Annotated in this window: 22 protein-coding genes; 21 read left to right on the forward strand and 1 reads right to left on the reverse strand. The window is 68.4% G+C overall.

Annotated features, from left to right (window positions below):
• Positions 1–3 precede the first annotated feature (3 nt).
• The 3 genes from ACFPOE_RS13905 (at position 4) to ACFPOE_RS13915 (ending at position 3,440) form a co-directional block, all read left to right on the forward strand.
• Entirely contained in the window at positions 4–951 is a 948-nt protein-coding gene (locus tag ACFPOE_RS13905) for a tyrosine recombinase XerC (protein WP_376850723.1), read from the forward strand.
• A 178-nt stretch (positions 952–1,129) separates the two neighbouring features.
• A complete protein-coding gene (locus ACFPOE_RS13910; protein ID WP_376850724.1) occupies positions 1,130–2,311 on the forward strand; it encodes a class I SAM-dependent rRNA methyltransferase in 1,182 nt (393 codons plus the stop codon).
• Between the two features lie 76 nt (positions 2,312–2,387).
• Positions 2,388–3,440, forward strand: a complete 1,053-nt coding sequence (locus tag ACFPOE_RS13915) for a CobW family GTP-binding protein (RefSeq protein ID WP_376850725.1) — start codon at positions 2,388–2,390, stop codon at positions 3,438–3,440.
• A 251-nt stretch (positions 3,441–3,691) separates the two neighbouring features.
• Here ACFPOE_RS13915 and ACFPOE_RS13920 read toward each other — a convergent pair whose 3' ends face one another.
• Entirely contained in the window at positions 3,692–3,958 is a 267-nt protein-coding gene (locus ACFPOE_RS13920; protein WP_376850726.1) for a hypothetical protein, read from the reverse strand.
• Here ACFPOE_RS13920 and dksA point away from each other — a divergent pair.
• The 18 genes from dksA (at position 3,948) to ftsA (ending at position 24,662) form a co-directional block, all read left to right on the forward strand.
• The gene (gene dksA, locus ACFPOE_RS13925; protein ID WP_376850727.1) at positions 3,948–4,709 is read left to right on the forward strand and encodes an RNA polymerase-binding protein DksA; all 762 of its coding nucleotides are present in this window, start codon (positions 3,948–3,950) and stop codon (positions 4,707–4,709) included. The two genes, ACFPOE_RS13920 and dksA, sit on opposite strands and share 11 nt — an antisense overlap.
• 43 nt (positions 4,710–4,752) lie before the next feature.
• The gene (locus ACFPOE_RS13930) at positions 4,753–6,588 is read left to right on the forward strand and encodes an STAS domain-containing protein (protein ID WP_376850728.1); all 1,836 of its coding nucleotides are present in this window, start codon (positions 4,753–4,755) and stop codon (positions 6,586–6,588) included.
• Between the two features lie 55 nt (positions 6,589–6,643).
• Positions 6,644–7,192, forward strand: coding sequence for an ATP-dependent protease subunit HslV (hslV, locus tag ACFPOE_RS13935; protein ID WP_376850729.1), 549 nt, complete (start codon positions 6,644–6,646; stop codon positions 7,190–7,192).
• A 155-nt stretch (positions 7,193–7,347) separates the two neighbouring features.
• Positions 7,348–8,697 (forward strand): ATP-dependent protease ATPase subunit HslU, encoded by a 1,350-nt coding sequence (gene hslU, locus ACFPOE_RS13940; protein ID WP_376850730.1) that lies wholly within the window; start codon positions 7,348–7,350, stop codon positions 8,695–8,697.
• 243 nt (positions 8,698–8,940) lie between these two features.
• Entirely contained in the window at positions 8,941–9,369 is a 429-nt protein-coding gene (gene mraZ, locus ACFPOE_RS13945) for a division/cell wall cluster transcriptional repressor MraZ (protein ID WP_376850731.1), read from the forward strand.
• A 9-nt stretch (positions 9,370–9,378) separates the two neighbouring features.
• Positions 9,379–10,290 (forward strand): 16S rRNA (cytosine(1402)-N(4))-methyltransferase RsmH, encoded by a 912-nt coding sequence (gene rsmH / locus ACFPOE_RS13950; protein ID WP_376850732.1) that lies wholly within the window; start codon positions 9,379–9,381, stop codon positions 10,288–10,290.
• A gap of 82 nt (positions 10,291–10,372) precedes the next feature.
• Entirely contained in the window at positions 10,373–10,669 is a 297-nt protein-coding gene (gene ftsL / locus ACFPOE_RS13955; protein ID WP_376850733.1) for a cell division protein FtsL, read from the forward strand.
• Positions 10,666–12,402: a peptidoglycan D,D-transpeptidase FtsI family protein gene (locus tag ACFPOE_RS13960; protein WP_376850734.1), complete on the forward strand. Its 1,737-nt coding sequence runs from the start codon at positions 10,666–10,668 to the stop codon at positions 12,400–12,402. The genes ftsL and ACFPOE_RS13960 overlap by 4 nt, the downstream gene beginning before the upstream one ends.
• Positions 12,402–13,880 carry a UDP-N-acetylmuramoyl-L-alanyl-D-glutamate--2,6-diaminopimelate ligase gene (locus ACFPOE_RS13965; RefSeq protein ID WP_376850735.1) on the forward strand — a complete coding sequence of 493 codons (1,479 nt, stop codon included), beginning with the start codon at positions 12,402–12,404 and terminating at the stop codon, positions 13,878–13,880. The genes ACFPOE_RS13960 and ACFPOE_RS13965 overlap by 1 nt, the downstream gene beginning before the upstream one ends.
• Before the next feature lie 2 nt (positions 13,881–13,882).
• A complete protein-coding gene (locus tag ACFPOE_RS13970) occupies positions 13,883–15,256 on the forward strand; it encodes a UDP-N-acetylmuramoyl-tripeptide--D-alanyl-D-alanine ligase (RefSeq protein ID WP_376851899.1) in 1,374 nt (457 codons plus the stop codon).
• On the forward strand, positions 15,246–16,424 hold the full coding sequence (gene mraY / locus ACFPOE_RS13975; protein ID WP_376850736.1) for a phospho-N-acetylmuramoyl-pentapeptide-transferase: 1,179 nt from the start codon (positions 15,246–15,248) through the stop codon (positions 16,422–16,424). Before ACFPOE_RS13970 ends, mraY begins: the two co-directional genes overlap by 11 nt.
• Positions 16,421–17,935, forward strand: coding sequence for a UDP-N-acetylmuramoyl-L-alanine--D-glutamate ligase (murD, locus tag ACFPOE_RS13980; protein WP_376850737.1), 1,515 nt, complete (start codon positions 16,421–16,423; stop codon positions 17,933–17,935). The genes mraY and murD overlap by 4 nt, the downstream gene beginning before the upstream one ends.
• Entirely contained in the window at positions 17,932–19,182 is a 1,251-nt protein-coding gene (gene ftsW, locus ACFPOE_RS13985) for a putative lipid II flippase FtsW (RefSeq protein WP_376850738.1), read from the forward strand. Before murD ends, ftsW begins: the two co-directional genes overlap by 4 nt.
• Positions 19,179–20,246 carry an undecaprenyldiphospho-muramoylpentapeptide beta-N-acetylglucosaminyltransferase gene (gene murG / locus ACFPOE_RS13990; RefSeq protein ID WP_376850739.1) on the forward strand — a complete coding sequence of 356 codons (1,068 nt, stop codon included), beginning with the start codon at positions 19,179–19,181 and terminating at the stop codon, positions 20,244–20,246. The genes ftsW and murG overlap by 4 nt, the downstream gene beginning before the upstream one ends.
• Positions 20,243–21,655 (forward strand): UDP-N-acetylmuramate--L-alanine ligase, encoded by a 1,413-nt coding sequence (gene murC, locus ACFPOE_RS13995; RefSeq protein WP_376850740.1) that lies wholly within the window; start codon positions 20,243–20,245, stop codon positions 21,653–21,655. The genes murG and murC overlap by 4 nt, the downstream gene beginning before the upstream one ends.
• Positions 21,652–22,635 carry a D-alanine--D-alanine ligase gene (locus ACFPOE_RS14000; RefSeq protein ID WP_376850741.1) on the forward strand — a complete coding sequence of 328 codons (984 nt, stop codon included), beginning with the start codon at positions 21,652–21,654 and terminating at the stop codon, positions 22,633–22,635. Before murC ends, ACFPOE_RS14000 begins: the two co-directional genes overlap by 4 nt.
• Positions 22,632–23,417: a cell division protein FtsQ/DivIB gene (locus tag ACFPOE_RS14005; protein WP_376850742.1), complete on the forward strand. Its 786-nt coding sequence runs from the start codon at positions 22,632–22,634 to the stop codon at positions 23,415–23,417. Before ACFPOE_RS14000 ends, ACFPOE_RS14005 begins: the two co-directional genes overlap by 4 nt.
• A 15-nt stretch (positions 23,418–23,432) precedes the next feature.
• A complete protein-coding gene (ftsA, locus tag ACFPOE_RS14010) occupies positions 23,433–24,662 on the forward strand; it encodes a cell division protein FtsA (RefSeq protein ID WP_376850743.1) in 1,230 nt (409 codons plus the stop codon).
• The last annotated feature ends 166 nt before the right edge of the window (positions 24,663–24,828 follow it).

A 24,828-nucleotide genomic window follows, 5' to 3' on the forward strand; every position in this document is an offset into this window, starting at 1 on the left:
GCGATGAGCGCCGCACTCGACGACAGCGGCCTGGTCGAGAGATATCTCGAGCATGTCCGCGTCGAGAAGCGGCTGGCGCGGCGGACGGTGGAGCTGTACGCGATCGACCTGCGCAAACTGTCCGACTTCGCCGCCACTGCCAATGTCGAATTGCTGCGGGTGCAGAACGCGCACATCCGGCGCTGGGTGGCGCAGATGCACAGCCGGGGCCGCAGCGGCCGCGGCATTGCGCTGATCCTGTCGGGCTGGCGCGGCTTCTACACCTGGCTGGGCCGCGAGGGCAGGGTGCAGAGCAATCCGGTGCAGGACGTGCGCGCGCCCAAGGCGCCCAAGCCGCTGCCCAAGGCGCTGGCCGTGGACGATTCGGTGCAACTGGCCGACTGGCATGACGAAAGCGCCGATCCCTGGCTGGAGGCGCGCGACGCCGCGATGGTGGAACTGCTCTATGGCTGCGGCCTGCGGGTGGGCGAACTGGTCGGCCTGGATGCCGTCGCCAGCACCACGGCGCGCGGCTGGATCGACCTGGAAGCCGGCGAGGCGCACGTGCTGGGCAAGGGCAGCAAGCGGCGCAGCGTGCCGGTCGGCCGCAAGGCGCTGCAGGCGCTGCAGGCGTGGCTGCCGCTGCGGGCTGCCGATGCCAAGCATGCCGACCAGCCGGCGCTGTTCACCGGCCGCCACGGCACGCGGCTGACGGCGCAGGCGGTGTGGCAGCGCCTCAAGCAGCGCAGCATGAAGGCCGGCCTGGCGACGCCGGTGCATCCGCACATGCTGCGCCATTCCTTCGCCAGCCACCTGCTGCAATCGAGCGGCGACCTGCGCGCGGTGCAGGAGCTGCTCGGGCACGCCAACATCACGACCACGCAGGTCTACACCCGGCTGGACTTCCAGCACCTGGCCAAGGCCTACGACGCCGCCCACCCGCGGGCGCAGCGCAAGGCAGGCAAGGCGTAGTGGCTGCCATGCCGCGCTTGACCCGGCATCCGTAGGCTGGAATACCAGTACCGTCGATCAAGGAAGGGTGCGCCTCCGATCCCGGTCGACGGTTTGCTTTCGTCGCGTCTGGATCCCGGCGCGAGGCGGGGATGACAGGCCCTTCGTGCACTGCACGCGCAAGCAGGACAATGGCGGCATGAAAAGCCTGCGACTCAAAGACGGCAAGGAGCGCTCGCTCCTGCGCCGGCATCCCTGGATCTTCGAATCGGCCATCGCCAAGGGCGGCGGCGATCCGGGCGAAACGGTGCGGGTGGAATCGCACAAGGGCGAATTCCTGGCCTGGGCCTCGGTCAGCCCGGCCTCGAAAATCCGCGCCCGGGCCTGGAGCTTCGACGAGCAGCAGCGGATCGACGCCGCCTTCCTCGCTTCCAGGGTGGCCGCGGCGATCCGCGCCCGCCGCCGCTTCGACATCCGCAGCGACGCGATGCGCCTGGTGCATGGCGAATCCGACGGCCTGCCCGGCCTGATCGTCGACCGTTATGGCGACACGCTGGTGGCGCAGTTCCTGTCGGCCGGCGCCGAGCGCTGGAAAGCGGCACTGGCCGACGCGCTGCTGGCGGAAACCGGGCTCGCGCGCCTGTACGAGCGCTCGGACACCAGCTCGCGCAAGCTGGAAGGGCTGCCTGAAGCAACTGGCTGGCTGCGCGGCGAAGGGCCGACCGGGCTGACGATCCAGGAGCACGGCTGGAAGCTCACGCTGGACATCGCCACCGGCCACAAGACCGGCTTCTACCTGGACCAGCGGGACAGCCGCCACAAGTTCGCCGAGCATGCGCGCCGGCTGGGACTGCAGCGGGTCCTCAACTGCTACAGCTACACCGGCGGCTTCACCGTGGCGGCCTTGGCCGGCGGGGCGGCCCACGTGACCTCGATCGATTCCTCGGCGCCGGCGCTGGAGCGCGCGCGCGCCAACGTGCAACTCAATGGCTTGAACCTCGCGCGCACTGATTTCCTGGATGCGGACGTCAACGGCTCGCTGCGCCGTTTCATCGAGGAGGGCCGCAGCTTCGACGCCATCGTGCTGGACCCGCCCAAGCTGGCGCCGACGGTCGCCCATGCCGAGCGCGCCGCCCGGGCCTACAAGGACATCAACCGGCTGGCGCTCAAGCTGCTGGAGCCGGGGGGCGTGCTGTTCACCTTCTCCTGTTCGGGCGGCATCAGCGCCGACCTGTTCCACAAGATCGTCGCCTCCGCCGGCGCCGATGCCGGCGTCGACGGCTACATCACCGAGCGGCTGGCCGGCGCCCCCGACCACCCCATGACGCTGGAATTCCCCGAGGGCGAGTACCTCAAGGGGCTGGTGGTGCTGCGCAAGTGAGCCGATGCCCGTAGTCCCCAAAGGGCAGCCCGGACCGCTAAACTGCCCACCCCCCTGACCGAATCTGGACGCCACCATGAGCCTCATTCCCGCCACCATCCTCACCGGCTTCCTGGGCTCGGGCAAGACCACGCTGCTCAAGCGCGTGCTCAGCGAAGCCCACGGCCAGAAGATCGCCGTCATCGAGAACGAATTCGGCGAAGAGAACATCGACAGCGACATCCTGGTCACCGAGACCAAGGAACAGATCATCCAGATGAGCAACGGCTGCATCTGCTGCACCATCCGCGAGGACCTGCGCGGCGCGCTGCAGCTGCTGGCGGCCAAGAAGCGCAAGGGCCTGCTGGATTTCGACCGCGTCATCATCGAGACCACCGGCCTGGCCGACCCGGGCCCGGTGGCGCAGACCTTCTTCATGGACGACGAGATCGCCGAGACCTACCTGCTGGACTCGATCCTGACGCTGGTGGATGCCAAGCACGCCGGCCAGCAGCTGGACGACCGGCAGGAGGCGCGGCGCCAGGTGGGCTTCGCCGACCAGCTGTTCATCAGCAAGACCGACCTGGTGGCCAAGGACGAGACCGACGCCCTGATCCACCGCCTCAAGCACATGAACCCGCGGGCGCCGATGAAGGCCGTCCATTTCGGCGACGTCAAGCTGGCGGAGGTGTTCGACCTGCGCGGCTTCAATCTCAACGCCAAGCTGGACATCGACCCCGACTTCCTGAAGGAAGAAGAGGAGCACGGCCACGACCATGCGCACGACCACGAGCACGGCGAGCACTGCGACCACCCCTCGCACGCCGCGCAAGGGCACCACCACCATCACGACGACGACGTCAAGAGCTTCGTGTTCCGCTCCGAGCGCGCCTTCGATCCGGCCAAGCTGGAGGACTTCCTGGGCGCGATCGTCAACATCTACGGGCCCAAGATGCTGCGTTACAAGGGCGTCCTGAGCATGAAGGGCACCGAGCGCAAGGTGATCTTCCAGGGCGTGCACCAGCTGATGGGAAGCGACCTGGGTCCGCCGTGGGCGCCGCAGGAGACCCGCAACAGCAAGATGGTGTTCATCGGCATCGACCTGCCCAAAGATATCTTTCTGCAGGGGCTCGAACAGTGCCTGGTTTGAGGTAGGCTTGCGCGTTCGTTTTTTGAGGCGGGAGCCTTGATGACTGTCTCGATTCTGCAACTTGCGCGTCGTTCCGGGGGCGGCCCGTCGCTGGTGAGCCGCGCGCAAGGCCCCTCGGGGGGCGGTCGGGAGCGGGGCAATCAGGGTATAACTCGCACTCATGAAGGCGAAATCCCCCCAGAACAAGGCAGGCCGTCCCATCCGGGCCAGGCCAGTGCCGGCGCCGTCGCGAGGAGACAGGACTTGAAGGCTCAATCCAAGGCCACGGCCAAGAATGGCAAGGCATCCGCCAAGGCCAGACCGGCCCCCGCCAAAAAGACAGCCAAGGCGCCGGTGAAGGCCGCGGCCAAAACCAAGCCCGCAGCCAAGCCCAGCGCCAAAGCGGCGCCCAAGCCGGCAGCGAAGAAGACAGCAAAGCCGGCCCCCAAGCCGGCTGCGAAGAAGACAACCAGGCCGGCCCCCAAGGCGGCCAAGACAGCGGCAAAAAAACCCGCAGCGAAGAAACCATTGCCCGTCAAGACTCCGACAGCCAAGGCCGTTCCGGCCACGGCCAAGCCCAAGGCCGCATCCGCAGCCAAGGCCACCACCCGCTCCGAGGCGCCGCCGGCGCCGTCCGCCGTCCGTCCTGACGCCCCCCGGCCGATGCCGGTGGTGCAGGCCGGTGCGCCGGCGCGGGCCACCAAGCCCTCCGCCCGGCTGGCCCAGATCACGGTGCCCTCGATGGCGCAGTCCGTGGCCTCCACCGCCGCCAAATCCAGCTACACCCACACCATGCCTCCAGCAGTCCTCCCCGCGCCGCCGATGGTGGCGGTCAAGAAAGACCCCAAGCTCGCCAACAACTGGAAGACCAAGTCGGTGGACCAGCTGAGCGACGCCGAAGTCCTGGCGATGCCGGACACGGAATACATGAACGAGAAGCAGATGGCGTTCTTCCGCCTGAAGCTGACCCAACTCAAGCAGGACATCCTCAACAGCGCCGGTGAAACGACCGAGCACCTGCGCGAGGACACCGTGATCGTGCCCGATCCCGCCGACCGGGCGACGATCGAGGAGGAGCACGCGCTGGAACTGCGCACCCGCGACCGCGAGCGCAAGCTGCTCAAGAAGATCGAGCAGTCGATCGCCCGCATCGACGCCGGCGATTACGGCTACTGCGACGAAACCGGCGAGCCGATCGGCGTCGGCCGCCTGCTGGCCCGGCCGACGGCGACGCTGTCGCTGGAGGCGCAGCAGCGCCGCGAACTCAAACAGAAGATGTTCGGGGACTAGGCTTTCCCCGGCAGTCCAACCACAGAAGCGACCTTCCAGCCCCATGTCCAAAGACGATTCCGGCCTGCTGTCCAAGGTCGTCAAATTCGTCCGCAACCCGACGACGAACTGGGCCGACCTGGACCAGCAGGAGACCGATCGCGAGAGCAGCTACTCCAAGCAGATGCTCAAGGAGATGATCGAGCGCAAGCGCCGCAACGACTTCGTGCGCAAGCGCGAGTTCGACATGCTGCGCAAAATGCGCCGCAGCGAGGTGATGGCAGGGCAGGACCCGATGGCGCGGCCCTCGTTCTTCCAGAGCTCGATGCCGTCCAAGCCGGACGACCGGGCCACCACGCTCAAGAAGATCGACGAGATCGAGGCGCAGATGTCGATGCAGTGGTGGAAGACCAAGCACGGCGACTCGTCCCTGCGCAGCACCAGTGGCGCCCTGCCGGGCTCGGCCCATGCGCCGATCGAGAACGCGCGCGTGCCGCTGCCGCCCAACCGCACCAATTCGTACACCCGCACGGCGCCGCAGCCGCTGGAGCCGCTGGCCTCCCCGGCCCCGACCGAAACGCCGCCGATGCTGGGGTCGGTGACGCCGGGGGCGATGCCGCCGGCGCGGCCGGATGCACCGGTGACACCGGCGGCGCCCGCGCCCGGCCGGGCCGGGCCTGCCTCCAGGCCGGCGCCGCAACGGCCGATCTCCGCCGTCACGCCGAACAAGGGCGATTCGCTGCCATCGAGCAACAGCAACAGCGTGTTCTCGGCCTCCAAGCTGATCGCCATCGACGTCGACGAATTTGCCCATGACCCCGAGCTGGAGGAAGCGGCGATCCGCTTCGCCAACGGCGACGACGCCGGTGCCGAGGCCGGGCTGATGGAAGTGCTGGCGCCCACCGGGACGCGGATCAACCACGACGAAACCTGGCTGACGCTGTTCGACCTGTACCGCGCCACCGGCCAGCTGGATCGCTACGAGGCGGCCGCGATCGAATTCGCCGGCCGCTTTGCGCGTTCGGCACCGCAATGGGTCTCGCTGCCCGACGCGGTGAGCCGCATGAACGCGCCGCCGGCGGGGACGCCGACGCCGAACCAGCAGATCGCCGACTGGACCTCGCCGGCATCGTTCGGCACCCAGACGCTGGCCGCGCTCAATGCGGCGCTGGCCAAGGCCCCGCAGCCGTGGCGCCTGAACTGGAACAAGCTGACCACCATCGAGGAAGTGGCGCTGGAAGGCCTGGCCAAGCTGTTCACCCAGTGGGCTTCGCAACCGGTGCAATTGCGCTTCATCGGCGCCGGCAACCTGGAGAACGTGCTGCGCAACGGCACGCCCTCGGGCGACAAGACGGCCAATCCGGCCTGGTGGCGCCTGCGCATGGAGATGCTGCGGGTGACGCACCAGCCGGACGAATTCGAGCTGGTGGCGCTGGATTACTGCGTGACCTACGAGGTGTCGCCGCCGTCCTGGGAAAGCGCGCGCACCGAGTTCAAGCCGCTGCAGAACGACGGCAGCTACATCTCCGGCCACACCATCATCGGCGACGCCTTCCACGATTCGATGGCGACCGGCGCGATGACGATGGTGGGCGACAGCCAGATCCCGCAGATCTCCAACGTGTCGACCGTCGAGCTTGCCGGCCAGATCCTGGGCGACGCCGCCGAAGCGCTGGCGACGCTCGATGCCAAGCTGGCCGGCGCCGACATCATGATCATTTCCTGCGACCGCCTGATCCGCATCGACTTCTCGGCGGCCGGCACGCTGCTGAACTGGGTCTCCTCGCGCCAGGCCGAGGGCCGGCAGGTGCAGTTCGTCCACGTGCATCGGCTGGTGGCCGGCTTCTTCAACGTGATCGGCATCAGCGAGCACGCACGGGTCATCGCCCGCACCGACTAGCGGCCCGGGCTGCTGCCGGCCTTGATTCGGCCGCGCCGGCCCCAAGCTGCTGGCGATGGAACAATTTCATGGAACGACCATCGTCAGCGTCCGCCGCCGGAATGCGGACGGCAGCTGGCAGGTGGCGATCGGCGGCGACGGCCAGGTCACGCTGGGCAACATCGTGGTCAAGGGCTCGGCCCGCAAGGTCCGCAAGCTCTACCACGACAAGGTGCTGGCCGGTTTCGCCGGCGCCACCGCCGACGCCTTCACCCTGTTCGAGCGCTTCGAAGCCAAGCTGGAGAAGCACCAGGGCCAGCTGGTGCGAGCCGCGATCGAGCTGACCAAGGACTGGCGCACCGACCGCGTGCTGCGCAAGCTCGAAGCGATGCTGGCCGTCGCCGACAAGGAGGCGTCGCTGATCATCACCGGCAACGGCGACGTGCTGGAACCCGAGCACGGCATCATCGCCATCGGCTCCGGCGGCGCCTATGCCCAGGCGGCCGCCAAGGCGTTGCTGGACAACACCGAACTCGGCGCCCGCGACATCGTCAAGAAGTCGCTCGAGATCGCCGGCGAGCTGTGCATCTACACCAACATGAACCACACCGTCGAAACGCTCTGAAAACGGACAGCCGGACGCAGAAAGCGCAGAAGCGACGCAGAACACGCAAAGAACAAGACGATGAAAGCTGAATTCAAAACCTCCATCGGTTTCCTCTGCGACTTCTGCGTTGCTTCTGCGTCTTCTGCGTCCTTGTCCCCGAATTGAAGAAGACCATGTCCTCAATGACGCCACAAGAAATCGTGTCCGAACTGGACCGCCACATCGTCGGCCAGGCCGACGCCAAGCGCGCAGTGGCGATCGCGCTGCGCAACCGCTGGCGGCGCCAGCAGGTGGACGAGAAGCTGCGCGGCGAGATCACGCCCAAGAACATCCTGATGATCGGGCCGACCGGCGTCGGCAAGACCGAGATCGCGCGCCGGCTGGCGCGGCTGGCGGATGCGCCCTTCATCAAGGTGGAAGCGACCAAGTTCACCGAGGTCGGCTACGTCGGCAAGGACGTGGATTCCATCATCCGCGACCTGGCGGAGATGGCCGTCAAGCAGACCCGGGTGGCGGAGATGCGCAAGGTGCGCACCCGGGCCGAGGACGCGGCGGAAGACCGCATCCTGGACATCCTGATTCCCACGGCGCGCACGGCCGATTCGTCGTTTTCGCGCGGCGTGGACGCCCCGCCGGCGGACAGTACTGCGCGCCAGGCGTTCCGCAAGAAGCTGCGCGAGGGCGACCTCGACGCCAAGGAGATCGAGATCGAGCTGAGCGAGCCGCGGCCGCAGCTGGAAATCATGGGGCCGGCCGGCATGGACGAAATGACCGAGCAGCTGCGCGGCATGTTCAGCCAGTTCGGCGGCGCCAAGCGCAAGCTGCGCAAGCTGCGGATCGGCGAGGCGATGAAGCTGCTGGTGGACGAAGAGGCCGGCAAGCTGGTGAACGAGGACGAGATCCGCACCCAGGCGATCAACAGCGCCGAACAGAACGGCATCGTGTTCATCGACGAGATCGACAAGGTGACATCGCGCAGCGACGGCGCCTCCAGCGGCGCCGAGGTCTCGCGCCAGGGCGTGCAGCGCGACCTGCTGCCGCTGGTGGAGGGCACCACGGTCTCGACCAAGTACGGGCCGATCCGCACCGACCACATCCTGTTCATCGCCAGCGGCGCCTTCCAGATGAGCAAGCCCAGCGACCTCATCCCGGAACTGCAGGGCCGGCTGCCGATCCGGGTGGAGCTGCAGTCGCTGTCGGTGCAGGACTTCGAGGCCATCCTGACCCAGACCCACGCGTCGCTGGTCAAGCAGTACCAGGCGCTGCTGCAGACCGAGGGCGTCACGCTGGAGTTCACGCCCGAAGGCATCACCCGGCTGGCCCATATCGCGTACGAGGTGAATGAGCGCACCGAGAACATCGGCGCGCGGCGGCTGTCGACCGTGATGGAGCGGCTGCTGGACGAAGTGAGCTTCGGCGCCACCCGGCTCGGCGGCCAGACGGTGACGATCGACGCCGCGTACGTCGATTCGCGCCTGAAGCAACTCAGCAAGGATGAGGACCTTTCGCGCTACATCCTCTGACAAGCTGGCTCAGCTTGAGGTTTCACTTTGACAGCCTCGGCTAAGTGCTTCATTTAGAAGGCTTTTCTGTCGAGCTGAGGATTCAGACAGTGATCTAAGTCCTTGATTTCATTGAAAAATTCACGAGAGGCATGCCTTGCGTAAGTGACATTTCCTGCTACAGTGGAAAAAAGTGCAATTAAGTGGTGAACAGTGCCTTCGCACCTCCACGGTTGCGCTTTTTCCATAGCAAGGGCTCACACAGTGTTTCAAGGGGCGTCGTCTCTCAGTCTGGATGCGAAAGGTCGGCTCTCCGTGCCGACCCGGCATCGTGACGTCCTGAGCGCGACCGCCTCCAACCAGCTCACCATCACCAAGCACCCGCATGGCTGCCTGATGATTTTCCCCCGTCCGGAGTGGGAAAAATTCAGCGCCCGCATCGCAGCGCTCCCCATGGAAGCCCAGTGGTGGAAGAGAATCTTTCTGGGCAACGCCATGGACGTCGAACTCGACGGCACGGGCCGCGTGCTGGTCTCGCCCGAGCTGCGCGCGGCCTCCGGCATCGAGAAGGACACCATGCTGCTGGGCATGGGCAACCACTTCGAACTCTGGGACAAGGCGACCTACGAGGCCAAGGAGGCCGAAGCGATGCGCGGGGCGATGCCCGATGTCTTCAAGGACTTTTCTTTCTGAAAGCAGGCGGTGGAAAGCACATGGCAACACACCACCGTCCTGTTGAAAGAAGCGGTCGAAGCACTTCTCACACGGACGGATGGCACCTACGTCGATGCGACCTTCGGGCGCGGCGGCCACTCGCGCCTGCTGCTGTCGAAGCTGGGACCACAGGGCCGGCTGATCGCGTTCGACAAGGACCCCGATGCGATCGCGGAGGCGGCCACCATCGCCGATCCGCGCTTCTCGATCCGGCACCAGGGCTTCAGCAACATCGGCGCGCTGCCGCCGCAAAGCGCCACCGGCATCCTGCTGGACCTGGGCGTGAGCTCGCCGCAGATCGACAACCCGGCGCGCGGTTTCTCGTTTCGCAACGACGGCCCGCTGGACATGCGCATGGACACCACCCGCGGCGAGAGCGTGGCCGAGTGGCTGGCGACGGCGGACATGGACCAGATCGCGGAGGTGATTCGTGACTATGGCGAAGAACGGTTTGCTGTTCCGGTTGCAAAGGCGATTGTTGCTCGCCGCGCAGAGCGTGCGATCACAGGCACCGCGGACCTGGCCCAGCTCGTGGCTGGCGCGGTCAAGACCCGCGAGTGGGGGCAGGACCCCGCAACCCGCACCTTTCAGGCTCTTCGGATTTTCATCAACGCGGAGCTCCAGGAGCTCCAGCAGGCGCTAGAGGCCAGCTTGGACCTGCTGCAACCCCAAGGCCGGCTGGTGGTGATCAGCTTCCACTCGCTGGAAGACCGCATCGTCAAGCAGTTCATCGCCAAGCATTCGCGCGAGGTGTTCGACCGCCGCGCGCCGTTTGCCGAGCCGGTCAAGATGCGGCTCAAGGCGCTGGACCGCATCAAGCCGTCGGCCGACGAGGTCAAGGCCAATCCGCGTTCCCGCAGCGCGATCATGCGCGTGGCCGAGCGGACGGAGGTGGCATGAGCGCAGCGCAGAACCGCTTCAGGCAAGCTCAAGCCCCCTCGGGGGCCGGCGCCGCGGCCTTGGCCGCAAGCGTGGGGGCCCCATGACCAGGCTCAACCTCGTCCTGCTGGTGGCCGTGATGGCGAGCGCGCTGTACCTGGTGCACACGCAGTACGACTCGCGCCGGCTCACCACCGAACTGGACCGCGCGACCAACGAGGCGCGCCGGCTCGAGACCGAGAACGAACGGCTGCAGGTGGAACGGCGGGCCCAGGCCACGCCGGCGCGGGTGGAGAAGCTGGCCAAGGAGCAGCTGCAGATGCGCACGGCCTCGCCGGCCATCACGCAGTACGTCTCGCTCAAGGCGCTGAGCGCGGCATCGGCGGGAGCGGCGCAATGACCCGGTCCGTCGCCTACACATCGAGCCCGCTGCTGGCAAGCAAGACCCCGGTCTGGCGCAGCAAGCTGATCGTCGCCGGCATCGCGCTGGGCTTCCTCGGCCTGGCCGGCCGCGCGGCGTGGGTGCAGGTGTTCGGCAACGACTTCTTCCAGAAGCAGGGCGAGGTGCGCTTCGGCCGCACGCTGGAACTGCCGGCCAACCGCGGCCGGATCCTGGACCGCAACGGCCTGCTGCTGGCCAGCAGCGTGCCGGCGCCCAGCATCTGGGCGATTCCGGAGGACGTCGAACGCGAGGACAAGGCCAGGCTGCAGCAGCTGGCCAAGCTGCTGGAGATGCCGCTGGCGGAATTGAACAAGCGGCTGGAGAACGAGGACAAGACCTTCGTCTGGGTCAAGCGCCAGGTCGACGAAAGCGTCGCCAAGCAGATCGCCGCGCTCAACCTCAAGGGCATCCACCAGCGCATGGAGTACCGGCGCCAGTATCCCGAGGGCGAGGCGGCCGCCCACGTGGTGGGATTCACCAACGTGGAAGACCACGGGCAGGAGGGCATGGAGCTGGCCTTCGACAAGGAGCTGGCCGGCCGCGCCGGCTCGCGCCGCGTGATCAAGGACCGCCTGGGCCATGTGGTGGAGGACGTCGGCGAGCAGGTGCCGCCGATGGACGGCCGCGACCTGCAGCTGTCGGTGGACAGCAAGGTGCAGTTCTTCGCCTGGCAGAAGCTGCGCGACGCCGTCACCGAGAACAAGGCCAAGGCCGGCAGCGTGGTGGTGCTGGATGCGCTCACCGGCGAAGTGCTGGCGCTGGCCAACTACCCGAGCTACGACCCCGCTAGGCGGCAGAACCTCACCGGCGAGCAGCTGCGCAACCGCGCGCTCACCGATACCTTCGAGCCCGGCTCGACCATGAAGCCGTTCACCATCGGCCTGGCGCTGAACACCGGCCGCGTGACGCCGCAGACCCAGATCCAGACCGCGCCCGGCTATGTCGTGATCGGCGGCGCGAAGATTTCCGACTCGCACGCGCACGGCCTGCTGACGGTGCAGCAGGTGATCCAGAAGTCCAGCAACATCGGCACGCTCAAGATCGCGCTGCAGATGCAGCCGCGCGAGATGTGGGAAGTGTTCTCCGAGGCCGGCTTCGGCCAGAAGCCCCATATCACCTTTCCCGGCGCGGTGAGCGGCCGGCTGCGCCCCTACAAGACCTGGCGGCCGGTGGAGCAGGCCACCATGTCGTACGGCTACGGCCTGTCCGCATCGCTGTTCCAGATGGCGCGGTCCTACACCGTGTGGGCCAACGACGGCAACATCATCCCGGCCACGCTGCTCAAGAGCGCCGGCCATCCGGTCGGCGCGCGCGTGTTCTCGGCCAAGACCGCCGCCGAGATCCGTACGATGCTGCAGATGGCTGCCGGCCCCGGCGGCACCGGGCCGAAGGCGCAGACCGTCGGCTACTCGGTGGGCGGCAAGTCCGGCACCGCGCACAAGCAGGTCGGCAAGGGCTACGCCACCAACAAGTACCGCTCCTGGTTCGTCGGCCTGGCCCCGATCGACAAGCCGCGCATCATCGTCGCCGTGATGGTGGACGAGCCGAGCGCCGGCAAGTATTTCGGCGGCGACGTCGCCGCGCCGGTGTTCAGCGCCACCGTGCAGCAGACGCTGCGCATGATGGGCGTGCAACCGGACATGAACGTCAAGCCGCAGATCGTGGTGGACTCGGTGGAGGAGTCGTTCTGATGCAGCAGCTGCACAGCCCCGACGATGCCGCGCAGTGGCTGCGCGCCCGCGTCACCGGCCAGCTGCACAGCGACAGCCGGCGCATCGGACCGGGCGACGGCTTCATCGCCTGGCCGGGCGCCGCCACCGACGGCCGCCGCCATGTGCCCTCGGCGCTGGCGCGCGGCGCGGCCGCCTGCGTGGTGGAGCATGCGGGCCTGGAGCACTTCAGCTTCGACGCGCCGTCGATCGCCAGCTACGCCGGCCTGAAGGCAGCGACCGGCCCGATCGCCGCCGCCTATTACGGCCAGCCGACCGGGCAGCTGCAGGTGCTGGCCGTCACCGGCACCAACGGCAAGACCTCCACCGCCTGGTGGCTGGCGCAGGCGCTGTCCAACCTGCGCCAGCCGATCCCGTGCGGGCTGGTCGGCACGCTGGGCGTCGGCCGCCCACCGCACGTGGAAGCCACCGGCCTGACCACGCCCGACCCGGTGCTGCTGCAGGCGCAGTTCCGCCGCTTCGTCGAGCAGGGCCTGCAGGCCTGCGCGATCGAGGCCTCCTCGGTCGGCATCGTCGAACGCCGGCTGGACGGCACGAAGATCCGCGTGGCCATCTTCACCAACTTCACCCAGGACCACCTGGACTACCACGGCGACATGGACGCCTACTGGGACGCCAAGGCCGAACTGTTCGCCTGGCCTGGCCTGCAGGCGGCCGTGGTCAACCTCGACGACGAGCGCGGCATCGGCCTGGAGCAATCGATGGCGGCCGCAGCGGTCGACCTCTGGACCTTCTCCTGCGAGCGGCCGGCCCGGCTGCAGGCGCAGGCGATCGGCTACGGCGCGCAGGGCCTGCGCTTCACCGTGGTGGAGGGCGCCGAGCGCCACCTGCTGGAGACCCAGCTGATCGGCCAGTACAACGTGTCCAACCTGCTGGGCGTGCTGGGCGCGATGCGCGCCATCGGCGTGCCGCTGGCCGAGGCCGTCGCGGCCTGCGGCAACCTGCTGCCGGTGCCGGGGCGGATGGAGCGGCTGCAGCTTCCCGGCCAGCCGGTGGTGGCGGTGGACTATGCGCACACGCCCGATGCGCTGGACAAGGCGCTGCTGGCGCTGCGGCCGCTGGCCACGCAGCGCGGCGGCCGGCTGTGGTGCGTGTTCGGCTGCGGCGGCGACCGCGATCCGGTCAAGCGTCCGCTGATGGCGGCGGTGGCGGAAAAGAACGCCGACCGCGTCGTCGTCACCAGCGACAACCCGCGCAGCGAGAAGCCGGAAACCATCATCGCGCAGATCCTGCTGGGCCTGTCGCACAACGAATGCGTGCAGGTCCAGGCCGATCGCGCGCAGGCGATCGCCGAGACGGTGGCCGGCGCGGCGCCCCAGGACGTGATCCTGCTGGCCGGCAAGGGCCACGAGGATTACCAGGAAGCGGGCGGCGTCAGGCACCCGTTCTCCGACATCGTGCACGCGCAGGCGGCGCTGGACGCGAGGGCGAAGGCATGACGATGTTCACGCTCAAGCAGGCGCAGGCCTGGCTGCCCGGCGCGACGCTGGTCGGCGACGGCGGCATCGCCGTGGCCCGCGTGCACAGCGACACGCGCACGCTGCAGCCCGGCGACCTGTTCGTCGCCATCAAGGGCGAGCGCTTCGACGCCAACGCCTTCGTCGCCGAGGCCCGGGGCAGGGGCGCGGTCGCGGCGCTGGCGCACCGCGGCAGCATCCCCGCCGGCTTTGCCGGGCTGGAGGTCGACGACAGCAAGCTGGCGCTCGGCCAGCTCGCCGCTGCGTGGCGCGCGAAGTTCGCCATCCCGCTGATCGCCGTCACCGGCAGCAACGGCAAGACCACCGTGACGCAGATGGTGGCCTCCATCCTGCGGGCCTGGCAGCCGCAGGCGACGCTGGCGACCCAGGGCAACCTGAACAACGACATCGGCCTGCCGCTGACGCTGCTGCGGCTGGACCAGACGCACAAGGTGGGCGTGATCGAGCTGGGCATGAACCATCCCGGCGAGATCGCCTACCTGGCGAAGATCGCCCGCCCCACCATCGCGCTGGTCAACAACGCGCAGCGCGAGCATCAGGAATTCATGGCCACGGTGCAGGCCGTGGCGCTGGAAAACGGCTCGGTGTTCGAGGCCTTGGACGCCCGCGGCGTGGCGGTCTATCCCGCCGGCGAGGCATTCACCGCGCTGTGGGCCGGCCTGGCCGCACCGCGCGCCAGCATGACATTCGGCGCCGCCGGCGCCGAGATCCGTTTGGCCGGGTCTGAATGGAAACAGGGGCACTGGGAGGTATCGGTGGAGACACCGGCCGGCCGGCTTGCCTACGACCTCCATATCGCCGGCCGCCACAACGTGCGCAACTCGATGGCGGCCGCTGCCTGCGCGCTGGCCGCCGGTGCGCCGCTGGAGGCGATCGCCCGCGGCCTGCAGGCCTTCGTGCCGGTGCAGGGCCGCTCCCGCGCCGTCGAAGTGAAGCTGGCGGGCCGCAGCCTCACGCTGGTGGACGACACCTACAACGCCAACCCGGACTCGGCCCGCGCCGCCATCGACGTGCTGGCGGAACTGCCGGGCCCGCGCCTGCTGGTGCTGGGCGACATGGGCGAGGTGGGCGACCAGGGGCCGCAGTTCCACCGCGAGGTCGGCGACTACGCCCGCGAGCGCGGCATCGAGACGCTGCTCACGCTGGGCGAGCAGGCGCAGGCCATGGGCGGGCGCCACTTCGGCGACGTCGATGCGCTCAACGCCGCCGTGCTGGAACAGCTGCCGCGCACCGCCAGCGTGCTGGTGAAAGGCTCGCGCTTCATGAAGATGGAGCGGGTGGTGCAGGCGATCACCGCCGGCCGACAACAACAACAGGAGTCCGGCCATGCTGCTTAGCCTCGCCTCGTGGCTGCAATCGCTGGGCCCGGAATTCAACTTCCTGCGGGTGGTGCAGTACATCACCTTCCGCGCGGTGATGGCGGCGCTGACCTCGCTGCTGATCGGCCTGATCGCCGGCCCGGCGGTGATCCGCCACCTGACGGCGCTCAAGATCGGCCAGCCGGTGCGCGGCTACGGCATGGAGTCGCACCTGTCCAAGAGCGGCACGCCGACCATGGGCGGCGTGCTGATCCTGCTGTCGATCGCCGTCTCCACGCTGCTGTGGTTCGACGTCACCAACCGCTTCGTCTGGATCGTGCTGGCCGTGACGCTGGGCTTCGGCGCGATCGGCTGGGTCGACGACTGGCGCAAGGTGGTGCACAAGGACCCGGAAGGCATGCGCTCGCGCGAGAAGTATTTCTGGCAGTCGCTGATCGGCCTGATCGCGGCGCTCTACCTGGTGTTCAGCATCTCCGAGAGCTCCAACATGCGGGTGCTGGAACTGTTCTTCTCCTGGGTGCGGTCCGGCTTCGACGTCGACCTGCCGCCCAAGGCCGGCCTGATGTTGCCCTTCTTCAAGGAGGTGAGCTATCCGCTGGGCGTGTTCGGCTTCGTGATCCTCACCTACCTGGTGATCGTCGGCGCCAGCAACGCGGTCAACCTCACCGACGGCCTGGACGGGCTGGCGATCATGCCGGTGGTGATGGTCGGCTCGGCGCTGGGCGTGTTCGCCTACGTGACCGGCAGCTCGGTCTATTCCAAGTACCTGTTCTTTCCCTACATCCGCGGCTCGGGCGAACTGCTGATCTTCTGCGCCGCGATGGCGGGGGCCGGCCTGGCCTTCCTGTGGTTCAACACCCATCCGGCGCAGGTGTTCATGGGCGACGTCGGCGCGCTGGCGCTGGGCGGCGCGCTCGGCACCATCGCCGTCATCGTGCGGCAGGAGATCGTGCTGGCCATCATGGGCGGCATCTTCGTGGTGGAGGCGATCTCGGTGATGGCCCAGGTCATGTACTTCAAGTACACCAAGAAGAAATACGGCGAGGGGCGGCGGATCCTGAAGATGGCGCCGCTGCACCACCATTTCGAGAAGACCGGCTGGAAGGAAACGCAGGTGGTGGTGCGCTTCTGGATCATCACCATGCTGCTGTGCCTGGTCGGGCTGTCGACCCTGAAGCTTCGATGAAATCATTGCAGGATCAATCCGTTCTCGTGCTGGGCCTGGGCGCCAGCGGCTACGCCATGGCGCGCTGGGCCGCGCGCAACGGCGCGCGCGTGACGGTGGCGGACACGCGCGCCGAGCCGCCGCAACTGGCGGCGCTGCGCGAGCACCTGCCCGACGCGACCTTCATTGCCGGCGAGTTCGGTGCGGCGCTGCTGGATGGCGGCGCGCAGGCGGTGTTCCGCAGCCCGGGCCTGTCGCCGCAGCAGGTCGCCGTCGTGTCCGCGGCCGCCCAGGAGCGCGGCATCCCCATGTCGGGCGAGCTCGGCCTGTTTGCACAGGCGCTGGCCGACCTGAAGGCAGACAAGGGCTATGCGCCCGCCGTGCTGGCCGTCACCGGCACCAACGGCAAGACCACCGTCACTGCGCTGACCGGGCAACTGGTGGAGCGGGCCGGCAAGCGCACGGCAGTGGCCGGCAACATCGGCCCGTCGTTGCTGGACACGCTGGCCGCGAAACTCGATGCCGACGACCTGCCCGAGGTGTGGGTGATCGAGCTGTCCAGTTTCCAGCTGGAGGGCGTGGAGAATTTCGAGCCGACCGCGGCGGTGGTGCTCAACGTGACGCAGGACCACCTGGACTGGCACGGCACCATGGAGGCGTATGCGGCGGCCAAGGCCCGCGTGTTCGGCCCGTCGTCGCTGATGGTGCTCAATCGCGAGGACCCGCTGGTGATGCAGATGCTGCCGGCGCCGGTCAGGATGAAGGGCGGCAAGTTCGAGCAGCGCCCCTACATCACCTTCGGCGCCGACATGCCGGCGCGTCCGCAGGATTACGGCATCGAGGTGGTGAACGGCATGGCCTGGCTGGTGCGCGCGCTGGAAGCCGACGAGACCCGCCGCAAGCGCAGCGACGAAGCCGAGGAAGTCCACATCCAGCGCCTGATGCCGGCCGACGCGCTGCGCATCCGCGGCCGCCACAACGCGGTCAATGCGCTGGCGGCGCTGGCGCTGGCCGGCGCGGCCGGCTGCCCGCTGGGGCCGATGCTGTACGGCCTGCGCGAATACCGCGGTGAGCCGCACCGGGTCGAGTCGGTGGGCACCGTCAACGGCGTCGAGTATTTCGACGACAGCAAGGGCACCAACGTCGGCGCCACGGTCGCCGCCCTGCAGGGCCTGGGCGCCGAGCGCAAGCTGGTGGTGATCCTGGGCGGCGACGGCAAGGGCCAGGACTTCGCGCCGCTGGCCGCGCCGGTGGCCCGCCACGCCCGCGCCGCGGTGCTGATCGGGCGCGACGCGCCGCTGATCCGCGCCGTGCTGGAGCCGGCCGGCGTCACGCTGCTGGCGGCCGAATCGATGGGGCAGGCGGTGGCGCTGGCGACGCAGCGCGCCCACGCCGGCGACGCGGTGCTGATGTCGCCGGCCTGCGCCAGCTTCGACATGTTCCGCAACTATCCGCACCGGGCCGAGGTGTTCCGCGCCGCCGTCCAGGCGGTGGCGGACGACGCCGGCGTGCCGCTGGAGGGCAACCAATGAGCGCGCTGGCGCAAAAGCTAGGCGGCCTGTTCGGCGGCGTGCGCAAGGGCCCGCCGCGCTCGAGCGCGCCGCGCGTCGGCGTGCTGGGCCGCAACGCCGACGCACCGGGGCGGGTGCAGGCCTTCGACCAGGCGCTGCTGTGGGTGACGGTGGCGCTGCTGGCCTTCGGGCTGGTGATGGTGTATTCGGCCTCGATCGCGATGCCGGACAACCCGAAGTTCGCGCGCTACGCCCACACCTATTTCCTGACCCGCCATGCCTTCTTCATGGTGATCTCGTTCGTGGCGGCGCTGATCACCTTCCAGGTGCCGGTCGCGACCTGGGAGCGCGTCGCGCCCTGGCTGTTCGTGGCCTCGCTGCTGCTGCTGGTGGTGGTGCTGATCCCGCACGTGGGCAAGGGCGTCAACGGCGCCCGCCGCTGGCTCAGCCTGGGCTTCATGAGCTTCCAGCCGTCCGAGCTGGCCAAGTTCTCGGTGCTGCTCTACGCCGCCGACTACATGGTGCGCAAGATGGACGTGAAGGAGCGGTTCTTCCGCGCCGTGCTGCCGATGGCCGCCGCCGTGGCGATGGTCGGCGTGCTGCTGCTGGCCGAGCCCGACATGGGCGCCTTCATGGTGATCGCCGTGATCGCGATGGGCATCCTGTTCCTGGGCGGCGTCAACGCCCGCATGTTCTTCCTGATCGCGGCCGTGATCGTGGTGGCGTTCGCCATGATGATCGCCTTCTCCGACTGGCGGCGCGAGCGGATCTTCGCCTACCTCGACCCGTGGAGCGAGAAGCACACGCTGGGCAAGGGCTACCAGCTGTCGCATTCGCTGATCGCGATCGGCCGCGGCGAGATCTTCGGCGTCGGCCTGGGCGGCAGCGTGGAAAAGCTGCACTGGCTGCCCGAGGCCCACACCGACTTCCTGCTGGCGGTGATCGGCGAGGAATTCGGCCTGGTCGGCGTGCTGGTGGTGATCGCGCTGTTCCTGTGGATCACGCGCCGCATCATGCACATCGGCCGCCAGGCAATCGCGCTGGACCGGGTGTTCGCCGGCCTGGTGGCGCAGGGCGTCGGCATCTGGATGGGATTCCAGGCCTTCATCAACATGGGCGTCAACCTGGGCGCGCTGCCGACCAAGGGGCTGACGCTGCCGCTCATGAGTTACGGCGGCTCGGCGATCCTGATGAACATGGTTTCGCTGGCGGTGGTGCTGCGCATCGATTTCGAGAACCGCGCGCTGATGCGGGGAGGGCGCGCATGACCCGCACGGCACTGGTCATGGCGGGCGGCACCGGCGGCCACATCTTCCCGGGGCTGGCGGTGGCCGAGGCGCTGCGCGAGCAATCCTGGCAGGTGCATTGGCTGGGCGGCCCGGACAGCATGGAAAGCCGGCTGGTGCCGCCGCGCGGCTTCCCGTTCGAGGCCGTCGATTTTTCCGGCGTGCGCGGCAAGGGTGCGGCCACGCTGCTGCTGCTGCCGCTGCGCCTGCTCAAGGCCTGCTGGCAAAGCATCAAGGTCGTGCGCCGGGTCAAGCCGGACGTGGTGATCGGCCTGGGCGGCTACATCACTTTCCCGGCCGGGATGATGAGCGCGCTGCTGGGCAAGCCGCTGGTGCTGCACGAACAGAACTCGATCGCCGGCATGGCCAACAAGGTGCTGGCGGGCGTCGCCGACCGCGTGTTCACCGCCTTCCCGAAGGTGATGGCCAAGGCGCGCTGGGTCGGCAATCCGCTGCGCCCGGCCTTCCTGCACCAGCCGGCCCCGGCCGAGCGCATGGGCGCGCGCACCGGCCCGCTGCGGCTGCTGGTGGTGGGAGGCAGCCTGGGCGCCAGGGCGCTCAACGAGATCGTGCCGCGGGCGCTGGCGCTGATCCCGCGCGAACGCCGGCCGCTGGTGTGCCACCAGAGCGGCGCCAAGCAGATCGACGACCTGCGCGCCAATTACGCCGCCGCCGGGGTGGAGGCGGAACTGGTGCCCTTCATCGACGACATGGCGCAGGCCTTCGCCACCGCCGACATCGTCGTCTGCCGGGCCGGCGCCAGCACCGTGACCGAGATCGCGGCGGTCGGCGCCGCGGCCGTGTTCGTCCCGTTCCCCTATGCGGTGGACGACCACCAGAGTTCGAACGCGCATTTCCTGGTGGACGCGGGCGGCGGCTGGCTGGTGCAGCAAGCCGCTTTCACCCCGGAATTCCTGGCGGACCTGCTGCAGAACGTCGACCGCGCGGAGCTGATCCGGCGCGCGGCCTGCGCCCGCTCGATGGCAAGAATCAATGCGGCGGCCGAGATCGTGGCCGCCTGCGAACAACTGGCTTCCAAGGCATGAAACACGCAATCAAGCACATCCACTTTGTCGGCATCGGCGGCGCCGGCATGTCCGGCATCGCCGAAGTGCTGCGCAACCTCGGCTACCTGATCTCGGGCTCGGACCTGTCGGACAGCGCGACGCTGCAGCGGCTCGCCACGCTGGGCATCAAGACCTATGTCGGCCACGCCGCCGCCAACGTGATCGGCGCCGATGCGATCGTCACCTCCACCGCGGTGCAGGCCGACAACCCGGAAGTGCTGGCGGCGCGCAAGCGCAACATCCCGGTGGTGCCGCGCGCCATCATGCTGGCCGAACTGATGCGCCTGAAGCAGGGCATCGCGATCGCCGGCACCCACGGCAAGACCACCACCACCAGCCTGGTGGCCAGCGTGCTGGCCGAGGCGGGGCTGGACCCGACCTTCGTGATCGGCGGGCGCCTGAACAGCGCCGGCGCCAACGCGCAGCTGGGGCAGGGCGACTACATCGTGGTGGAGGCCGACGAATCGGACGCTTCCTTCCTGAACCTGATGCCGGTGATGGCGGTGGTGACCAACATCGACGCCGACCACATGGAGACCTACGGCCACGACTTCGGCAAGCTCAAGTCGGCCTTCGTCGAGTTCCTGCACCGCATGCCGTTCTACGGCACCGCGATCCTGTGCATCGACGACGCGGCGGTGCGCGAGATCGCCCCGCGCGTGCAGTGCCCGGTCACCAGCTACGGCGTCAGCCCCGAGGCGCAAGTGCGCGCGGTGGACATCAAGGCGGTCGGCGCGCAGATGCACTTCACCGTGCAGCGGCGCAACGGCGTCACGCTGCCGGACATGAAGGTGGTGCTGAACCTGGCAGGCCACCACAACGTGCTCAACGCGCTGTCGGCAATCGCGGTGGCGGTGGAACTGAACATCCCCGACGACGCGGTGCTCAAGGCGCTGGCGGAATTCCGCGGCGTCGGCCGGCGCTTCCAGAGCTATGGCGAGATCGCGGTGCCGGCGGCGCAGGGCGGCGGCAAGTTCACCGTGATCGAGGATTACGGCCACCACCCGGTGGAAGTGGCGGCCACGCTGGCGGCCGCCCGGGGCGCCTTCCCCGGCCGCCGGCTGGTGCTGGCCTTCCAGCCACACCGCTACACCCGCACCCGCGACTGCTTCGAGGACTTCGTCAAGGTGCTGAACCAGGCCGACGCCGTGCTGCTGTCGGAGGTCTATTCGGCCGGCGAGGCGCCGATCGTCGCCGCCGACGGCCGCTCGCTGGCCCGCGCCGTGCGCGTGGCCGGCAAGGTGGAACCGGTGTTCGTCGACGACATCGCCGCCATGCCGCAAGCCGTGCTGGACGCGGTGCGCGACGGCGATGTCGTCATGTGCATGGGCGCCGGCTCCATCGGCGGCGTCCCCGCCAAGCTCGTCGAGCTGGGAGGTGCGGCATGACCCTTCGACAAGCTCAGGGCAATCGGTCGGATTTCGGCAAGGTCGCGGTCCTGATGGGCGGGCACTCGGCGGAACGCGAGGTGTCGCTGATGTCGGGCGGGGGCGTGCTCAAGGCGCTGCAGTCGCGCGGCGTGGATGCGCACGCATTCGACCCGGCGCAGCGCGACCTGTCGGAACTGCGCGCCGACGGCTTCCAGCGCTGCTTCATCGCCCTGCACGGGCGCTTCGGCGAAGACGGCACGGTGCAGGGCGCCCTGGAGCTGCTGGGCATCCCCTACACCGGCTCGGGCGTGATGGCCTCGGCCATTTCGATCGACAAGGTGATGACCAAGCGGGTCTGGCTGGCCGAGGGCCTGCCGACGCCGAAATACCAGCTGCTGCGGCGCGGCGGCTACACCCGCGAGCAGGTGCTGCAGGTGCCCGACGAGCTGGGCCTGCCGGTGATCGTCAAGCCGGCGCGCGAGGGCTCGTCGATCGGCGTGGCCAAGGTGCAGGGCTATTCCGAGATGACTGCGGCAGTGGAAGCGGCGTCGCTGCTGGATGCCGACGTGCTGTGCGAGCAGTTCATCGCCGGCGACGAGGTGACCTGCCCGGTGCTGGGCAGCGGTGCCGACGCCATCGCGCTGCCGGTGATCCGCATCGTCGCGCCCGAAGGCAACTACGACTACAACAACAAGTACTTCACCGACGACACCAAGTACCTGGTGCCGTGCGGGCTGCCGGCCGGTGAGGAGGAAGCGATCCAGGGCCTGGTGCTCAAGGCCTACCGCGTGCTGGGCTGCCGCGGCTGGGGCCGGCTGGACGTGATGATCGATGCGCAGACGCGCAAGCCCTATCTGCTGGAGATCAACACCTCGCCCGGAATGACGAGCCACTCGCTGGTGCCGATGTCGGCGCGGGCGGCCGGCTTGAGCTACGAGGACCTGTGCCTGCAACTGCTGGCATCGGCCGCGCTCGACCAGGAGAAACCCCGGCCATGAATCCGGCGCTGCCCCAACCGTTCGACGTCAAGCTGATGAACTTCACCGCCACGGTGATCTTCGCGGCCGCCGGCGTCGTGCTGCTGGCGGCGGCGCTGTGGTGGCTGGTGCGCAACCCCGCGTTCTCGATCGGCGCCATCACGGTGCAGGGCGACGTGACCCACACCAACGCGGTGACGCTGCGCGCCAACGTCGCGCCGCACCTGGCGGGCAACTTCTTCACCGTCAGCCTGCAGGAGACGCGCGACGCCTTCCAGGCCGTGCCCTGGGTGCGCGAAGCGGTGGTGCGGCGCGAGTTCCCCAACCGACTGCGGGTGACGCTGCGCGAGCACCAGGCCGTGGCCTTCTGGGGCGAGGACAGCGAGATGAAGCTGGTCGACAGCTTCGGCGAGGTGTTCGAGGCCAATCCGGGCGACGTCGAGCAGGACAACCTGCCGCGCCTGAAGGGCCCGGAGGGCCAGTCGCTGCAGGTGCTGCAGATGTACGAGGCGCTGCGGCCGCTGTTCGATCCGCTGGACCTGTCGATCGAGCGGATCGCGCTGTCGGCGCACGGCAGCTGGACGGCCGAACTGGACAGCGGCGCGCGGATCGAGCTGGGGCGCGGCAGCCAGCAGGAGGTGCTGGAGCGCACCAGGCGCTTCGTGCAGACGCTGACGCAGGTGACGGCGCGCTACAACCGGCACGCCGACTCGCTGGTGTCCGCGGACCTGCGGCACGGCGACGGGTATGCGGTGCGCCTGCGGGGCGTGACGACCGGGGCCGAGGCACCGCCAAAGAAATAACTGGATCGAGACAACATGGCAAAAGAGTACAAGGACCTGGTCGTCGGACTGGACATCGGAACCGCCAAGGTGATGGTGGTGGTGGCCGAGGTGATGCCCGACGGCAAGCTCAAGCTCGCGGGGCTGGGCGTGGCGCCGTCCAACGGGCTCAAGCGCGGGGTGGTGGTGAACATCGACGCCACGGTGCAGAGCATCCAGCAGGCCTTGAAGGAGGCCGAGCTGATGGCCGACTGCAAGATCACCCGGGTCTACACCGGCATCACCGGCGCCCACATCCGCGGGATCAATTCCAGCGGGATGGTGGCGGTGAAGGACAAGGAAGTGACGCCCGCCGACGTGGCCCGCGTGGTCGAGACGGCGCGCGCCATCAACATCTCCACCGACCAGCGGCTGCTGCTGGTGGAGCCGCAGGAATTCGTGATCGACGGCCAGGACGTGAAGGAGCCGATCGGCATGAGCGGCATCCGGCTGGAAGCCAAGGTGCACATCGTCACCGGCGCCCAGAGCGCGGCCGAGAACATCATCAAGTGCGTGCGCCGCTGCGGCCTGGAAGTGGAGCAGCTGATGCTCAATCCGCTGGCCTCGTCGCTTGCCGTGCTGACCGAGGACGAGAAGGAGCTGGGTGTTGCCATGGTCGACATCGGCGCCGGCACCACCGACGTCGCCATCTTCACCAACGGCGCGATCCGCCACACCGCGGTGATCCCGATCGCCGGCGACCTGATCACCAGCGACATCGCGATGGCGCTGCGCACGCCGACCAAGGACGCCGAAGACATCAAGGTGGAGAGCGGTTTCGCCAAGCAGCTGCTGGCCGACCCCGACCAGCAGGTCGAAGTGCCCGGCCTGGGCGACCGCGGCCCCCGCATGCTGAGCAAGCAGGCGCTGGCCGGCGTGATCGAGCCGCGGATCGAGGAGATCTTCTCGCTGGTGCAGCAGGTGGTGCGCGAATCGGGCTACGAGGAAGTGCTGTCTTCCGGAATCGTGCTGACCGGCGGCAGCTGCGTGATGCCCGGCATGGTGGAACTGGGCGAGGACATCTTCCTCAAGCCGGTGCGGCGCGGCAATCCCAAGTACTACGGCGCGCTGTCGGACATGGTGGCCCAGCCCCGTGCCGCCACCGTGATGGGCCTGCTGGAGGAGGCGCGGCTGGCCCGCCTGCGCGGCTTCAAGGTGGCGCAGAAGAACGGCTCCATGAAGACCGCCTTCGGCCGCCTGCGCGATTTCATCGTGGGGAATTTCTGATGGACATCCCGAAGACGGACAGCGGACGCAGAACGCGCAGGAGGAAACCATATGAATCTTGAATTCAGATTCTTCACCGTCTCTTTTGCGGCTGCTGCGTTGCTTCTGCGAATTCTGCGTCCGGATGTCCGCATCAAGAAGCGACGACGGAGGTGCACCGACCCAC

Origin of the sequence: Caenimonas terrae (assembly GCF_042655405.1) — a bacterium.
GTDB lineage: Bacteria > Pseudomonadota > Gammaproteobacteria > Burkholderiales > Burkholderiaceae_C > Ramlibacter > Ramlibacter terrae_A.

Bases quoted from the DNA above. Each gene is read 5' to 3' on its own strand.
- ACFPOE_RS13905 (WP_376850723.1), top strand. From the start codon at position 4: ATGAGCGCCGCACTCGACGACAGCGGCCTGGTCGAGAGATATCTCGAG.
- ACFPOE_RS13910 (WP_376850724.1), top strand. From the start codon at position 1,130: ATGAAAAGCCTGCGACTCAAAGACGGCAAGGAGCGCTCGCTCCTGCGC.
- ACFPOE_RS13915 (WP_376850725.1), top strand. From the start codon at position 2,388: ATGAGCCTCATTCCCGCCACCATCCTCACCGGCTTCCTGGGCTCGGGC.
- ACFPOE_RS13930 (WP_376850728.1), top strand. From the start codon at position 4,753: ATGTCCAAAGACGATTCCGGCCTGCTGTCCAAGGTCGTCAAATTCGTC.
- hslV (WP_376850729.1), top strand. From the start codon at position 6,644: ATGGAACAATTTCATGGAACGACCATCGTCAGCGTCCGCCGCCGGAAT.
- hslU (WP_376850730.1), top strand. From the start codon at position 7,348: ATGTCCTCAATGACGCCACAAGAAATCGTGTCCGAACTGGACCGCCAC.
- ftsL (WP_376850733.1), top strand. From the start codon at position 10,373: ATGACCAGGCTCAACCTCGTCCTGCTGGTGGCCGTGATGGCGAGCGCG.
- ACFPOE_RS13960 (WP_376850734.1), top strand. From the start codon at position 10,666: ATGACCCGGTCCGTCGCCTACACATCGAGCCCGCTGCTGGCAAGCAAG.
- ACFPOE_RS13965 (WP_376850735.1), top strand. From the start codon at position 12,402: ATGCAGCAGCTGCACAGCCCCGACGATGCCGCGCAGTGGCTGCGCGCC.
- ACFPOE_RS13970 (WP_376851899.1), top strand. From the start codon at position 13,883: ATGTTCACGCTCAAGCAGGCGCAGGCCTGGCTGCCCGGCGCGACGCTG.
- mraY (WP_376850736.1), top strand. From the start codon at position 15,246: ATGCTGCTTAGCCTCGCCTCGTGGCTGCAATCGCTGGGCCCGGAATTC.
- murD (WP_376850737.1), top strand. From the start codon at position 16,421: ATGAAATCATTGCAGGATCAATCCGTTCTCGTGCTGGGCCTGGGCGCC.
- ftsW (WP_376850738.1), top strand. From the start codon at position 17,932: ATGAGCGCGCTGGCGCAAAAGCTAGGCGGCCTGTTCGGCGGCGTGCGC.
- murG (WP_376850739.1), top strand. From the start codon at position 19,179: ATGACCCGCACGGCACTGGTCATGGCGGGCGGCACCGGCGGCCACATC.
- murC (WP_376850740.1), top strand. From the start codon at position 20,243: ATGAAACACGCAATCAAGCACATCCACTTTGTCGGCATCGGCGGCGCC.
- ACFPOE_RS14000 (WP_376850741.1), top strand. From the start codon at position 21,652: ATGACCCTTCGACAAGCTCAGGGCAATCGGTCGGATTTCGGCAAGGTC.
- ACFPOE_RS14005 (WP_376850742.1), top strand. From the start codon at position 22,632: ATGAATCCGGCGCTGCCCCAACCGTTCGACGTCAAGCTGATGAACTTC.
- ftsA (WP_376850743.1), top strand. From the start codon at position 23,433: ATGGCAAAAGAGTACAAGGACCTGGTCGTCGGACTGGACATCGGAACC.